Below are 13,307 nucleotides of genomic sequence, written 5' to 3'. Positions count from 1 at the left end.
AATGGCTGGGCAACCGAGCCGCGAGACAGCATGCGACGTATTGGTGATCGGCTCCGGAGCCTCCGGCCTCGCGGCGGCGGTGACTGCGGCGCATTTCGGGCTGAAGGTGGTGGTCGCCGAGAAGGCGCCGGTCTTCGGCGGCACGTCGGCCTGGTCGGGCGGATGGCTTTGGGTTCCGGGCAATCCGCTGGCTCGCGAGGCAGGGATCGAGGAGCAGCCGGACGGCCCGATGCTGTATCTGCGCAGCGAACTGGGCAATCGCGCGGGCGACCCACGGCTGGCGGTGTTTCTCGCCAACGGGCCGGAGATGGTCTCCTTCTTCCGCGAACACACCGCAATGCGTTGGATCGACGGCAACCGCATTCCCGACTTTCACGAGACGCCGGGTGCGTTGAAGGGTGGGCGCTCGGTTTCCGCGGCGCCCTATGACGGCCGCGCGCTCGGCGGCTGGATTGCGAAGCTGCGCCCGCCGCTGGATGTCGTCAGCCTGTGGGGAATGGGCATCGCCAGCGGAGCGGACCTTGCGCACTTTTTCAAGGCGTCGCGGAGCCCCCGTTCGGCGATGCATGTGGCAGGCCGCATCGCACGCCATCTGCGCGACCGCGTCCTGCACCGACAAGGAATGCAACTGGTTAACGGCAACGCGCTGATGGCGCGGCTGATACGCTCTGCGTTGGACAAGGGAGTGAAGCTTATGGACAGCGCGCCCGCCACGACGCTGCTACGCGAAGGCACGCGCGTCGCCGGAGCGAGGCTTGCGACCCGCCAAGGGCCGCTTGTGGTCAGGGCGACGCGCGGCGTCGTGCTAGCTACGGGCGGCTTTCCACACGACCGGAAGCGACTCGACGCGCTCGCCCCGCAGGCCGGTGGCGGCGCCGGCCACCATTCCGCCGCGCCGCGCGAGAACACCGGCGATGGTATCCGATTGGGCGAGGCAGCGGGCGGCGCTCTCATGCACCATCTCGTCTCGAACGTGGCGCTGGCGCCCGTCTCTGTCGTGCCGCGCGCCGATGGTTCTCTCGCCAACTTCCCGCACCTGATCGAGCGCGCGAAGCCAGGCATCATCGCCGTGACGCCACAGGGCCGGCGTTTCGTATCGGAGGCCGACAGCTACCATGACTTCATGCGGGCGCTGATCGCAGTCACACCCGAAGGCGAGGCCCCCTCATGCTGGCTAATAGCGGACCATCGTGCGCAGCGACGCTGGGGTCTCGGCTGGTCCAAACCGTTTCCGTTTCCGCTCGGCCCGGCAATCCGCGTGGGCTATCTCAAGCGGGGGCGCACGCTCGCGGAACTGGCGCGGTATTGCGACATTCCGCAGGGCACACTCGCCGAGACCATCGCACGCTTCAATGGCTTTGCAGCCGAGGGCGAAGATCTCGACTTTCATCGCGGCGAAAGCGCCTATAACCGCGCTCAGGGCGATGTGGACCACCGGCCCAACCCCTCGCTTGCACCGCTCGACCGTGCGCCGTTCTACGCGGTGAAGATCGTGCCGGGCTCGCTCGGCACCTTCGCCGGCCTCACGACCGATCCCGCGACGCGCGTGCTGGACGCGCAGGGGCGGCCTATACCAGGCCTGCACGCCGTGGGCAACGACATGGCCTCGATCATGGGCGGCAACTATCCGTCGGGCGGCATCACGCTCGGTCCCGGCATGACTTTCGGCTACGTCGCCGGCCGCCTGATCGCCGGCTGGCCCGTCGCGGGTATCGATATAGAGAAGGAGGAACCGGCATGAGCTACTACGAACTGGCGACGCTCGACACGGTCATTTTTGGCGCAGGCAAGGCTTCGCCCGGCATCGAGGCATGGATCAACGCCGGCAAGGGCCAGCTGTGCGGCGCTTGGAGCACCGACATCGGCACGCTGAACCGGGTGTTCGTGCTGCGCGCCTTCGACGATCTCGGCGAAATGATGGGGGAGCGCGAACGCGCATTGCGCAGCGACGATCCGTTCGGCTGCACTGAACACCTGACGGCACTCAGCATGGAAAGCTATCGCGCGCTGGACTTCCTGCCGCCGGTAGAACCGGGCAATTTCGGGCCCGTCTACGAGTTCCGCACTTACCACACGAAGGTCAACGGCATCGTGCCGACGATGGAAAAATGGCGTTTGGCGGTGCCGGAGCGCAAAGCCTATTCGAAGCTCACGGTTGCCATGTACGGCCTCGACGGGGCGCCACGCCTCACGCAGATCTGGCCCTATCCGAGCCTAGCCGCCCGCACCGAGGCACGGAGTAAATCCGTTGCCGACGGCAAGTGGCCGCCCAAGGGCGGGCCTGACTGGCTGAGCCCCGGCATGACGAGCCAAATCGCGATGCCGCTTCCCTTCTCGCCACTGAAGTGAGACCGGAAATGACACATCCCCTCTCCCTCGCCTTCCTGACGACCTTCGATGTCGGCCCGGTCGAGGCAGTCAGGATCGCCGCAACCGCCGGCTACGCTATGGTCGGCCTGCGCATCCTGCCGTCCGCGGCCAGCGGCGAACCCGACTATCCGCTGCTAACCGACGACCGGTTACTTGCAGAGGTAAAGTCGGCCTTGGCGGACACCGGAGTGCGGATTGGAGATATCGAGATCATTCGGCTGAAGCCAGAGAACGACTGGGTTCTGTTCGATCGCTTCTGCGACCGCTGCGCTGCGCTCGAGGCGCGGCATGTCCTGGTGGCAGGTGATGACACTGATCATGCGCGGCTGACGGAGAGCTTCGCGCGCTTCTGTGAAATGGCTGCCCCGCGCAGACTCACAGCTGACCTCGAATTCATGCCGTGGACGGGTGTGCCAAATCTTGCTGCGGCAGCGCGGATCGTCGAGGCGGCCGCGTGCGAAAACGGCGGCGTGCTGGTCGATGCGCTGCACTACGACCGCTCGGCAACGACACTCGACGAGATTGCCGCCTTGCCGGTAAATCGGGTAAACTACGTGCAGTTCTGCGATGGCGCGACTCTCTACGATGCGTCGGATGAAGGATTGATCCGCATCGCACGCGGCGAACGTCTGTTCCCGGGTGAAGGCGGGATCGATCTGACAGGCTTGGCTCGCGTTATCCCGGAGGGGGTGACAATCAGCGTCGAGGTTCCGCACAAGCGTCTCGCCGAGAGGATCGACGCGTTGGGTCGTGCCGCAATGGCTCATGCCGCGTCCATGGCGATACTGAGAAGGTCGGGACGCGCCTGAGTGGTCGGAAGGCCACGTCAGACAAGATTCAGCGCGTTGGCGTAGTTGGGTTCCATTTCGGCGATGTGGTCCCTAAGCATCCGCTGCAGCGCGTCACGGTCGCGCCTCTCGACTGCGCCGAGCATCTCCAGATGTTCCTGGAATGTCTTCTGGCGATGCAGCCCGAGTTGTGCCGACATATGGGCGCGCAGCGCGGCGATCCTGCCTGCGACGATATCGTAGGCTTCGACGAAGAAGTGGTTTCCGCAATGGTCGAAAAAGGCGTTGTGGAACTGCGTGTCGGCGTTAGCGTAGGCGAGCGTGTCGTCATTGTCGCGCGCCTTCTCCATCGTGTCTATGGTCTTTGCCAGCGCCTTGTGTAGTGCCGCCGGGGAGCGTTCCAGCGCCAGTTCGCTGGCAAGCAGTTCCAGCCGCAGCCTGTACTCGACGATGGCATGCAGGTCTTCCTTCTCGGGCTTGAAGACGAAGCTTCCGCGCCGAGGCAGGATGGTAATCAGACCTTGCAGTTGCAGTATGGTCAGGGCTTCGCGCACCGGCGTTCTGCTGACGTCCATCGCCGCCGCGATCTTCTCCTCCGACAGCGCCTCGCCAAGCGAGAGCTCGCGCTTCAAGATCGCCGCCTTCAGCCGCTCCGCGACGGTCACGGCAAGCGATTGCGGCCGGTTGATGGGACTCTTCTTCATCGGGTTAATGTTCTTGTTTGCCTTCAACGCCATCGTCTCGTTTTCCGCCGCTCGTGCCTGACATACAAAATGCAGACTTTAGACAAGTTTGCACCATGGTCCAACCTCGATGAGACATCGCTCATTGACATACAGTACCTCAAAAGGCAAATAGCGGGAGAAGCAATCTGGAGGTGTCCGTGTCGGGGCTTTTGGGACAGGGTGCGCTGGTCAACTGGGGCGGCGTCGTCGCCGATCAGGAAGACGACTACAACGCCTGGCACAGTATCGAGCATATGCCGGAACGCCTGGGGGTGCCGGGTTTCAGGCGGGGTCGGCGCGGCATCGGCGTCGAAGGTACTGCCGAAGACCAGAAATATTTCATGATGTACGAGGCCGAAAGTGCGGACGTTTTCGTGTCGGCGCCCTATCTCGCGCGCCTTAACGATCCGACGCCCTGGACCCGGCGAATCCTGTCGGCCTATGTCGCCCCCTCGCGCACTGTATGCCGCGTACGCCAGAGCATCGGGCGCGGCGTGGGCGGCTGGAACGCGACTGCCCAGTTCTCAGCTCCGCTGGGAGAGATCGACTGGCTTCCGGCGATTGCCCGGATTGCAGGCGTCCTCGGTGTTCATCTTCTCGACGGAGACGGCGCGCTCGGCCAGCAGCCGACCGCCGAGAAGACGTTCCGCGAGAGCCGCGGCGATGTCGACCGGACAGTCGCGGCGGCGATCCTCGTTGACGCCTACGATCCACGCGCGGCCGAAACAGCGCTGCGCGAAGTGGTCGATCGTCTCACTGGTGTCGTTTTGCAGGCGCCAATCGCGACGCTCTATCGGACCCAGCACGTGATTGTCGCCAACGACGCCCGCTGAGTCGTTCTCTCAATCCGTCAAGCAGGAGGCACACCTTTGAAGATACTGGTGACGGGTGGCGGCGGATTCATTGGCGCGTGGATCGTCCGGACCATCATCTGCGGCGGCCACACACCGGTCGTGCTAGACCGTGCCGACGACAGGCGCAAGGTTGTCGAAATCGCCGGCAGCGATATCGCTTCAGGCCTCGAATGGATCGCCACAGACATCGCGGACACCGACGCGGTCGTCACCGCAGCGAAGGGTTGCCACCGCATCATCCACCTGGCGGGCCTGCTCACGCCGGCCTGCAAGGCCGATCCTGTGCTTGGCGCGCGCGTCAACCTCATCGGTACGCTCAATGCGTTCCTTGCAGCGCGCGCGCATGGCATGCCGTCGGTGGTCTACATGAGCAGCGCCGGCGTCTTCGGCCCCGATGGCAATGCGGAGCCCCACCCCGTTACACTCTACGGCGCCTTCAAGCTGGCGTCGGAGCACAGCGCCCGCGCATTCATGGAAGACAGCGGCATCGCTTCCATCGGCTTCCGTCCCTATGTGGTCTATGGGCCGGGGCGCGACGGTGGGCTTTCTGCCGGCCCGACACTTGCCTGCCGGGCGGCGGCACGCGGCGAGGCCTACACGATGCCAATCACCGGCGCGTTCGATATGATCCACGTGAAAGACGTTGCCGCCGCTTTTCTCGATGCTGTGCGGATGCCGCTCACGGACGCGCATGTCGTCAACCTCATCGGCCATCGTGCGACGGCCGAAGAGGTCGTCTCGTCGATCCGCAACGCGGTTCCCGGCGCGCGGATCGACTGTGCGGGAGAGCCCATACCGATCGACAGCCCGCGGAGCGATGCCGCGCTCGAAACGCTCTTTCCCCGGTGGACGCCCATCGGCGTGGATGACGGGCTGCGCGCCACGATCGACTTCTATCGCGAGACGCTCTGATGGGCAGGTTTTCAGGTCAGGTCGCAGTCGTGACCGGCGGGGCCAGTGGGCTTGGGCTGGCCATAGCCGGACGGCTGGCGTCGGAAGGCGCAAACATCGTCCTGTGGGACATCGACACGGCGGGCTTCGACCCGGCCGTCGCCGGTTTCAAGCCCCTCGGGATCACGACCATAGACGTGACGGGGCCTGACGCGGTCGAGGCGGCCACGCAGGATGTTATTTCGCGTTTCGGCCGTATCGATGTCATGGTCAACAATGCGGGCATCACCGGACCTGTCGAGCCCGTCGAGGCGTACGCCCTGGACGACTGGATGCGGGTGCTTACCCTCGATCTGACGGCCGTTTTCCTGTGCTGCCGCGCCTGCATCCCGCACATGAAGTCGAGGGGATACGGCAGGATCGTCAATGTCGCCTCCATCGGAGGCAAGGAGCCTGTGCCGGGAATCTGCGCCTACGGTGCAGCGAAAGCGGGCGTCATCGGCTTTACCAAGACCATCGCGCGTGAACTGGCGGGCACTGGCGTGCTTGCCAATTGCATTGCGCCGGCGATGGTCGAAACCGACCTTCTGAAGCAGATGACGCCCGGCTTCGTGGAAGCAGGCAGGAACAAGATCCCGCTCGGCCGCTTCATCACCGCCGATGAGGTCGCCACCGCCGCAGCCTTCACAGCCAGTCCGGAATGCTCGTTCGCGACCGGTTTCACCTTCGACGTCTCGGGCGGCCGGGCGACCTACTGAGATGCAAAAGGCGCGTATCGGCAAACCGGCGGTGGAGAACGCGGCCCATCGCTGATCGTCGGCAGCGGCGCGAGAGAAACCGCCGCTCGGCCTGAGACATCGTCATGCCCGGTCCCACTGCGGCGACCATTCCATCTCGACCTGTCGCTCCTGACGGTCGAGGGCGTGGATTTCCGCCATCTCCTTCGCATCCAGCTCGAAATCGAAGATGTCGATGTTGGCGCGCATGTTGTCGGGCTTCGACGAGCGCGGGATGGCAAGAACATTGTCCTGCTGGACGAGCCAGCGCAGCGCTACCTGACCGGCGCTCTTGCCGTGTCGGCGACCGATGCGAGCGAGAACCTCGTCGCTGAACACCGCGCCCCGCGCCAGTGGCAGATAGGCGGTCATCAGCATGTCGGCCGCGCGCAGCGCCGCCAACAATTTCGGCTGCGCCAGGAAGGGATGGTACTCGACCTGGTTCACGGCAAGCTCCGCTCCGTGACGGTCAATAGCCTCGCCGAGCAGCGCGGTGGTGAAGTTGCTGACGCCGATCGCCCGCGCCCTACCGGCATCGCGCGCCTCGGCGAAAGCCGCCAGCGTTTCGCCCAGAGGCACCTCCTTGCTCGGCCAGTGGACGAGCAGGAGGTCGACATGGTCGAGACCGAGCCGTTCGAGGCTTTCGTCTACGCGCCGACGCACCATGTCCGGAGCATGGTCGGTCGGCCAGATCTTGGTCGTAACGAACAATTCGCTGCGATTGATGCCCGAAGCGCGCACGGCTACACCCACCTCGCGCTCGTTGCCGTAGCGGATGGCGGTGTCGAGATGCCGGTAACCCATGTCGAGCGCGGCACGGATCGCCGCCTCGCCCTCGTTACCCGAAAGGCCGAACGTGCCCAGTCCGATCGCGGGGACATCGAGCCCGCGGACACTCTTCACTATCATTGCAGTTCCTCAGTTTCTCAGAATGATCTTGGCCGCTGCAGCGGTTCCGGTGTCGATGTCGCGAAACGCGGCCGCGCCTTCGGCCATCGACCGTTCCTCCACCCAGCCGAGCGGACCGAGGCGACCCGCCGCGATGAGCCCGACCGTCTCGTTGAAGTCGGACGTGGAATAGCAATAAGAGCCGGCGAAGCTGATCTCGCGCAGCGTCAGCCGCCGCACGTCGACGCCTTCGGCGCCCGGCAAAAGCCCGAGGTGGACGATCGCCGCGCCCCGCGCGGCCATCGCGAAGGCCGCCTCGCGCGTAGCCCTTGCGCCGACGGCGTCGAAGACCAGGTCGGCGCTGCCCTCCACCGGACCCGACGAGCCGGCGGGATCATAGGCTTCGATGCGCCCGGATGCGGCAGCTGCGGTGCGGCGGCGCGCCTCATTGGTCTCGGCGAGCATGACTCGGCCTGCGCCTTGCGTCAGCGCGACGAGCGCCGCCGCAAGGCCGATCGCCCCTCCGCCGAGCACGACGACAAGCGAGGCCGACAGCGGGCGGCGCGTGAGCCGCGCGCCGACGAGCATCGCATGGTAAGCGACCGCGACCGGTTCGCTCAGCGCTGCGGCGGCGAAGTCGAGCCCGTCGGGAAGAAGAACGACATTGCGTTCCGGCACCTTAACCAGCTCCGCGAACCCGCCTTCGTTCGGCGGCAGGCCGATGTTCTTCTGTTCCTCGCAAAGCTGCTGCGCGCCTGACAAGCAGGCCGGGCAGCGCCCGCAGGTCAACAGCGGGTTGACCGCGACGCGGCGGCCGGCGAGCGCGCCGCCCTGCACCACCCCGGCGATCTCGTGGCCCATGATCATTGGCGGCACCCGGCGCGGATCGTGGCCGTGATAGCCGTGCATGTCGGACCCGCATATGCCGCACGCCTCGACACCGACGATTGCCTCGCCCGGCCCCGCGACCGGATCGGCCACGTCGCGAAACTCAATGCTCTCTCTGCCGAGAAAGACGAGCGCTTTCATGATCGCTCCGCAATCAGAAGAACAGGGAAGGCAGCCAGAGCGTGACGGCCGGCACATAGGTGACGAGCATCAGCACGATGACGTTGACGGTGAGGAACGGCAGCGTCGCGCGTACCAGCCGCCAGATAGACACCTTGGCCACGGCCGCGCCCACATAGAGGCAGTTGCCCACCGGCGGGGTGATCAGACCGACACCAAGATTGACGACCATCATGGCGCCGAACTGGATCGGGTCCATGCCCGAGACGGCGGCGACCGGCAGCAGGATCGGGCCGAACAGGATGATCGCCGGCACCAGGTCGATGAACATGCCGATCATGAGCAGGAACAGGTTCATGATCAGGAGCACGAAGACCGGGCCGATGTCGAGGTCGTTGAAAAAGCCCACCAGCGCGGCCGGAAACTGTTCGATGGCGACGACCCAGGCGACGACCGAGGTGGTGGCGACGACAAACAGCGGCACTGCCGTGTTGATGGCAGACTCGACTGTGATGGTGAAGAGCTGACGCCATGTGTATTCGCGATAGACGACACCGGCGAGAAACAGCGCATAGAGCACGCCGATCACGCCTGCCTCGGTCGCCGTTGTCAGGCCAGTCACGATGGCGCCGAGCAAGAAAACCGGCAGGAGCAGCGACAGGATGGCGCCCTTGAACGCCTCCCACAGCTCGCTCGCCGGCGCGCGCTGCTCGCTTTGCGGCCAGCCCTTGCGCTTGGCCATGACGTAGACGGAGACCATCAGCAGGAGGCCGACGAGGAGGCCCGGCACGATGCCCGCCAGAAACAGCGCGCCGATAGAAGAGCCGACGGTGACGCCATAGAGCACCATCGGGATCGACGGCGGGATGAGGATGCCGATGGTCGACGAGCTGATGGTGATGGCGCCCGCGTCGGCGCGCGAATAACCCTGCTTCTCCATCGCCGGGATCATCAGGCTGCCGACGGCCGCGGTGTCGGCGACGGCCGAGCCGGAGATGCCGCCGAAGAACATCGAGGACGCGACGTTGACGTGGCCGAGACCGCCGCGGATATGGCCCACAAGCGCCGAAGCGAGGCGGACCAGCCGCACCGCGATGCTCGTCTCGCCGGCGAGCGAGCCGGCGAGGATGAACAACGGCACCGCGACCAGCGGGAAGGAATAGACGCCGTTGACCATCTTGTGCGGAACTTGGGCGATCGGGAATGCGCCCTCGACCCAGAAGGCCGTGACGGCGCCGAGGCCGATGGCGATCGCGATCGGCATGCCAATCAGGAGCCCGAAGAAGAAGACCAGGAAGATGATGGATATCATGGCGCGGAGCCCGGTGATTTCGTGATGATCAGGCGGAAGAGATTTTCGAGGCTGCACAGTGCCATCAGCCCGGCCGAGAGTGGCAGGCAGATGTAGAAGTAGCCCCGCGGCAGCTTCAGTGCATCGGACAAGCTGTTCATCGCCTGCATGACGATCTGGTAGCCATAGACGATGAGCACGACGAAGAACACCAGAACGAGCAGTTCCGAGAGAATGCGCAACAGTCGCGAGAGCGTGGCCGGCAGAGCCTCGACGAAGGCGTCGAAAACGATGTGCCGCTTTTCGTAGAACGCCACGACACTGCCCAGGAAAACGATCCAGATGAGGAGCACGTTCGGCACCTCGGTCGCCCAGTGTAGCGACTGGCGCAGCAAATAGCGGTAGAAGACCCCCATCGCCACGCTGGCAACCAGCGTGGCGATGAGCAGTCCGATCACTACCCTAAGTGTGCGGTTGACGAAGCGCACGTGACTACTTCGTGCTCAGCACTGCGTCGATGAGCTCGCGCCCGATCGTCGCCTCCGAAGCGGAGTAGGACTCTTCGGCGCCGGCGCGGAAGGACTCTTTATCGACGTCGCGGACGATCGTAAGCCCCAGCTCTTCCAGCTTGGCGACGAGATCGGCATTTGCCTGCCGCGCAGCCGCCACCTGGATCTTGCTGCCTTCCTGCGCCGCCTCCAGCATAACGGCCTGCGCGTCTTCCGGCAGTTTCTCCCAGAAGGCGCGCGAAAGCATGAACTCGCTCGGGATGTTGGCGTGTTCGGTCAGGCTCATCGTCTTCTGCACCTCGTAGAACTTCGAGGTGTAGATGTTCTCGGGCGGGTTCTCCTGCGCGCTCATCACGCCCTGCTGCAACGCCGAATAGACTTCCTCGAACGGCAGCGGAGTCGGGTTCGCACCCCAGGCGCGGAAGGCGGTCAACCACGGCTGGACATTCGGCACGCGGATATCGATGCCCTTCAGGTCATCGGCGGTGCGCACTTCCTTTCCGTTGGTGGTGATGTGGCGGAAACCGAGTTCGCCCCAGGCGAGAACCTTGAAGCCCTTCTCGTAGAGAATGTCCTCCAGCTGCCCGCGCACCTCGCTGTCGCTATGCAGCACTGCGTCGACATGCGCGTCGCCGTCGAAGATCATCGGCAGGTTGAGCACGTCGAGCCGGGCGTCGATCTGGCCGTGACGACCCATGATGGCGCCATCGAGCGTACCGAGTTGCATCGACTCTAGGTACTCGGTCTCAGTGCCGAGTTGGGCCGCCGGGAACACGCGGATGTCGAAGCGGCCGGGGAGCTTTTCCTCCACCACTTCACGGAACTTGCCCAGCCACTGCGCGTAGCTGTGCGTTTCGGGCATGTTGTGGGCGATGCGCATGACGACGGTGTCCTGTGCCATCGCCGATCCGGCCGCCAGCGCAATGCCAGCCGAAAGCCCGGCCACGAATAGTCTTCTCGTAATGGAACGCATGTCTCTCCTCCTTAGGGGTGGCATTCCTAGGTCCGACCGGCATCCCCGACCCACCGGGTCGGTGTGTGTTTCGCTCCCTGCACGATCTCGGCTACATGCTTGGCAAATGAGGTACTGTATGTCAATAAGCGTTGTGTTTTCTGACCTGCCGGAAGAGCTGGACTGCTGCAATGAAAAGACGTTTTTCCCTTTCTTATCTGACACTTGCGTGCAATCCGCATGAGACGATCGCACACGCTGCTTCGGCTGGCTACGACCTCGCAGGATTGCGAATGTTGCCTGCATTGGAAGGTGGAAAGGCATTTCCGCTCTTTGCCGATCCGGGGCTGCTTACCGAGACGATCACCTGCTTGCGCGACACTGGGATCGGCATACTCGACGTGGAGATCGCCAAGATCGACGGCCGCAATGCTGTCGACGACTGGCTGCCCATGCTGGAAGCCGCCGACCGGCTCGGCGCCGGCACCGTCATCGCCGCGGGCGACGATCCGGACCGCTCGCGCATGCAGGACACGTTCTCGGCCCTTTGCGAAGCAGCAGCAAGTTTCAACCTCTGCGTAAACCTCGAATTCACACCTTGGACCGCCGTCTGCGACGCGCGCATGGCCAGGCGCATCGTCGAACAGTCGGGCGCCTCCAACGCGCAGGTGCTGATCGACACCATCCACGTCGCCCGTTCGACGACGACCCTGGCGGACCTGTCGGCGATCCCTGCCTCGCACATGAGCTACGTACAGATCTGCGATGCACCGCCCGGCATCCCCACGAGCCGCGAGGAGCTGCTGTTCACGGCCCGCCAGGAAAGGCTGCTTCCCGGCGAAGGCGGCGTGGACATCGAGGGACAACTTGCCGCGCTGCCCGCAGACCTGATCGTCAGCGTCGAGGTTCCAAGCCACAACAGGATCGCGCAGTACGGCGCCGCTGAATGGGCTCGCCGCACACTTGAGGCTTCGCGACAGACGGTGGAGCGGTTCGATGCAAGGCGGACAAAACCGGTCAGCGTTCGCGCCTGACCGTAGACCCGGAACACGGAGGGAGGAAAGATGAGCGAGACCACAAAGCCCGGCGCCGCCGGCAGGTTGCCTTTCGATGCCGAAAGGCTCGATCGGCTGATGGACGAAGCCGGCTTCGACGCGCTTCTCCTCACCTCGAAACACAACCTTCAGTACATGCTCGGCGGATACCGGTTCTTCATGTTCGACTACATGGACGCGATAGGGCTCAGCCGCTACCTGCCGATCCTTGTCTATCCAAAAGGCGCGCCCGAAAAAGCCGCCTACATCGCCAATTCCAACGAGCGCTACGAGCAGGAAGCTCGGGGCTTCTGGGTCGAGACGGTCGTGGCCAGAGCGCGCGGAAGTGTTGATGCGATGGCGCTGTGTCTCGATCATCTCCGCATGATCGGGCGAAACCACCGCCGGATTGGAATAGAGGCGGGTTTTCTCCCCGCCGACGCCTTTTCGCTGCTCTCGCGGGAGGCGGCCGAACGGATCGACGACTGCATCGAGGTGATGGAGGCGCTTCGGGCCGTGAAGACGCCGGCGGAACTCGCGCTCCTGAAATCGGCGTCCGAGCGGATCGAACAATCGATGCTCGATACCTTCGCGTCGATCCGGCCCGGCCAAACCAAGGCGCAGATCGTTGAGACGCTGCGACAGCAAGAGCAATCGCGCGGCCTCGTCTTCGAATATTGCCTTGTCACCGCAGGCAGCAGCCTCAACCGCGCGCCCTCTAGTCAGATTGTGCGGGAGGGCGATATCGTCTCGCTTGACTCGGGCGGAAATCTCGGCGGCTACATCGGCGACATCTGCCGCATGGGCATCCTCGGCGAACCGTCGCCCGAACTCGTCGACGCGCTGTCGCGGATCGAGCACTTCCAGCAGGCGGCGCGTAGCGCGATCGCGCCCGGCCAGCTCGGCGCGGAGATTTTCGCGCAAGTGAGGGACCTTGCCTCGGCACCGCGCGAGGGAACGCTCAGCTTCGTCGCGCACGGCATGGGCCTCATCAGTCACGAAGCGCCGCGTCTGATGGCGGACGGGCCCATTCCGTACCCCGCGTCGCACCGTGACAGGCCGCTCCTTGCCGGCATGGTCCTGTCGATCGAGACCACATGGAACCACCCGCGCCTCGGCTTCCTGAAGCTCGAGGACACGGTTGCCGTGACCGATCAGGGTTGGGAAGCGTTTGGCGACGATTACAGAGGTTGGAACCGGGCCGGAGCCTGACCGTCTCGT

Annotated in this window: 14 protein-coding genes; 8 read left to right on the top strand and 6 right to left on the bottom strand. The window is 64.6% G+C overall.

Annotated features, from left to right (window positions below):
- Position 1 precedes the first annotated feature (1 nt).
- Genes GM909_RS14930 through GM909_RS14920 form a run of 3 tightly spaced genes read left to right on the top strand, consistent with a single transcriptional unit; the run spans position 2 to position 3,179 of the window.
- Positions 2-1,741: an FAD-dependent oxidoreductase gene (locus GM909_RS14930; protein ID WP_157017207.1), complete on the top strand. Its 1,740-nt coding sequence runs from the start codon at positions 2-4 to the stop codon at positions 1,739-1,741.
- On the top strand, positions 1,738-2,349 hold the full coding sequence (locus GM909_RS14925) for an NIPSNAP family protein (protein ID WP_157017205.1): 612 nt from the start codon (positions 1,738-1,740) through the stop codon (positions 2,347-2,349). Before GM909_RS14930 ends, GM909_RS14925 begins: the two co-directional genes overlap by 4 nt.
- A gap of 8 nt (positions 2,350-2,357) precedes the next feature.
- A complete protein-coding gene (locus GM909_RS14920; protein ID WP_157017203.1) occupies positions 2,358-3,179 on the top strand; it encodes a sugar phosphate isomerase/epimerase family protein in 822 nt (273 codons plus the stop codon).
- 17 nt (positions 3,180-3,196) lie between these two features.
- Here GM909_RS14920 and GM909_RS14915 read toward each other — a convergent pair whose 3' ends face one another.
- A complete protein-coding gene (locus tag GM909_RS14915; RefSeq protein WP_157017201.1) occupies positions 3,197-3,895 on the bottom strand; it encodes a GntR family transcriptional regulator in 699 nt (232 codons plus the stop codon).
- 146 nt (positions 3,896-4,041) lie between these two features.
- Between GM909_RS14915 and GM909_RS14910 the strand changes: the two genes are divergently transcribed.
- The 3 genes from GM909_RS14910 to GM909_RS14900 are packed head-to-tail and all read left to right on the top strand — an operon-like array spanning position 4,042 to position 6,386.
- A complete protein-coding gene (locus tag GM909_RS14910) occupies positions 4,042-4,716 on the top strand; it encodes a hypothetical protein (protein ID WP_157017199.1) in 675 nt (224 codons plus the stop codon).
- Positions 4,717-4,752: 36 nt separating this feature from the next.
- Entirely contained in the window at positions 4,753-5,649 is an 897-nt protein-coding gene (locus GM909_RS14905; RefSeq protein WP_157017197.1) for an NAD-dependent epimerase/dehydratase family protein, read from the top strand.
- Positions 5,649-6,386 carry an SDR family NAD(P)-dependent oxidoreductase gene (locus GM909_RS14900; protein ID WP_157017195.1) on the top strand — a complete coding sequence of 246 codons (738 nt, stop codon included), beginning with the start codon at positions 5,649-5,651 and terminating at the stop codon, positions 6,384-6,386. The genes GM909_RS14905 and GM909_RS14900 overlap by 1 nt, the downstream gene beginning before the upstream one ends.
- A gap of 102 nt (positions 6,387-6,488) precedes the next feature.
- Here the strand turns inward: GM909_RS14900 and GM909_RS14895 are convergent, their stop codons facing one another.
- The 5 genes from GM909_RS14895 to GM909_RS14875 are packed head-to-tail and all read right to left on the bottom strand — an operon-like array spanning position 6,489 to position 11,073.
- The gene (locus tag GM909_RS14895) at positions 6,489-7,313 is read right to left on the bottom strand and encodes an aldo/keto reductase (RefSeq protein ID WP_157017193.1); all 825 of its coding nucleotides are present in this window, start codon (positions 7,311-7,313) and stop codon (positions 6,489-6,491) included.
- A 9-nt stretch (positions 7,314-7,322) separates the two neighbouring features.
- Positions 7,323-8,321 carry an alcohol dehydrogenase catalytic domain-containing protein gene (locus GM909_RS14890; protein WP_157017192.1) on the bottom strand — a complete coding sequence of 333 codons (999 nt, stop codon included), beginning with the start codon at positions 8,319-8,321 and terminating at the stop codon, positions 7,323-7,325.
- A 13-nt stretch (positions 8,322-8,334) separates the two neighbouring features.
- Positions 8,335-9,612 carry a TRAP transporter large permease gene (locus GM909_RS14885; RefSeq protein ID WP_157017191.1) on the bottom strand — a complete coding sequence of 426 codons (1,278 nt, stop codon included), beginning with the start codon at positions 9,610-9,612 and terminating at the stop codon, positions 8,335-8,337.
- Positions 9,609-10,079, bottom strand: coding sequence for a TRAP transporter small permease (locus GM909_RS14880; protein WP_157017190.1), 471 nt, complete (start codon positions 10,077-10,079; stop codon positions 9,609-9,611). The genes GM909_RS14885 and GM909_RS14880 overlap by 4 nt, the downstream gene beginning before the upstream one ends.
- Before the next feature lie 4 nt (positions 10,080-10,083).
- A complete protein-coding gene (locus GM909_RS14875) occupies positions 10,084-11,073 on the bottom strand; it encodes a TRAP transporter substrate-binding protein (RefSeq protein ID WP_198174266.1) in 990 nt (329 codons plus the stop codon).
- Positions 11,074-11,243: 170 nt separating this feature from the next.
- Between GM909_RS14875 and GM909_RS14870 the strand changes: the two genes are divergently transcribed.
- Both GM909_RS14870 and GM909_RS14865 read left to right on the top strand, forming a co-directional pair.
- A complete protein-coding gene (locus GM909_RS14870) occupies positions 11,244-12,086 on the top strand; it encodes a sugar phosphate isomerase/epimerase family protein (RefSeq protein WP_157017188.1) in 843 nt (280 codons plus the stop codon).
- 30 nt (positions 12,087-12,116) lie between these two features.
- Positions 12,117-13,298, top strand: coding sequence for a M24 family metallopeptidase (locus tag GM909_RS14865; RefSeq protein WP_157017187.1), 1,182 nt, complete (start codon positions 12,117-12,119; stop codon positions 13,296-13,298).
- The last annotated feature ends 9 nt before the right edge of the window (positions 13,299-13,307 follow it).

This window comes from Mesorhizobium xinjiangense (genome assembly GCF_009749525.1).
In the GTDB taxonomy this organism is placed as follows: domain Bacteria; phylum Pseudomonadota; class Alphaproteobacteria; order Rhizobiales; family Rhizobiaceae; genus Mangrovimarina; species Mangrovimarina xinjiangensis.
The sequence above is the reverse complement of the archived record's forward strand: the minus strand, read 5'-3'. Positions and strand labels throughout refer to the sequence as shown.

What these genes read in the sequence shown, in the direction of transcription:
- GM909_RS14930 (WP_157017207.1), top strand. Translation starts at nt 2, where the DNA reads ATGGCTGGGCAACCGAGCCGCGAGACAGCATGCGACGTATTGGTGATC.
- GM909_RS14925 (WP_157017205.1), top strand. Translation starts at nt 1,738, where the DNA reads ATGAGCTACTACGAACTGGCGACGCTCGACACGGTCATTTTTGGCGCA.
- GM909_RS14920 (WP_157017203.1), top strand. Translation starts at nt 2,358, where the DNA reads ATGACACATCCCCTCTCCCTCGCCTTCCTGACGACCTTCGATGTCGGC.
- GM909_RS14915 (WP_157017201.1), bottom strand. Translation starts at nt 3,895, where the DNA reads ATGGCGTTGAAGGCAAACAAGAACATTAACCCGATGAAGAAGAGTCCC.
- GM909_RS14900 (WP_157017195.1), top strand. Translation starts at nt 5,649, where the DNA reads ATGGGCAGGTTTTCAGGTCAGGTCGCAGTCGTGACCGGCGGGGCCAGT.
- GM909_RS14895 (WP_157017193.1), bottom strand. Translation starts at nt 7,313, where the DNA reads ATGATAGTGAAGAGTGTCCGCGGGCTCGATGTCCCCGCGATCGGACTG.
- GM909_RS14890 (WP_157017192.1), bottom strand. Translation starts at nt 8,321, where the DNA reads ATGAAAGCGCTCGTCTTTCTCGGCAGAGAGAGCATTGAGTTTCGCGAC.
- GM909_RS14885 (WP_157017191.1), bottom strand. Translation starts at nt 9,612, where the DNA reads ATGATATCCATCATCTTCCTGGTCTTCTTCTTCGGGCTCCTGATTGGC.
- GM909_RS14875 (WP_198174266.1), bottom strand. Translation starts at nt 11,073, where the DNA reads ATGCGTTCCATTACGAGAAGACTATTCGTGGCCGGGCTTTCGGCTGGC.
- GM909_RS14870 (WP_157017188.1), top strand. Translation starts at nt 11,244, where the DNA reads ATGAAAAGACGTTTTTCCCTTTCTTATCTGACACTTGCGTGCAATCCG.
- GM909_RS14865 (WP_157017187.1), top strand. Translation starts at nt 12,117, where the DNA reads ATGAGCGAGACCACAAAGCCCGGCGCCGCCGGCAGGTTGCCTTTCGAT.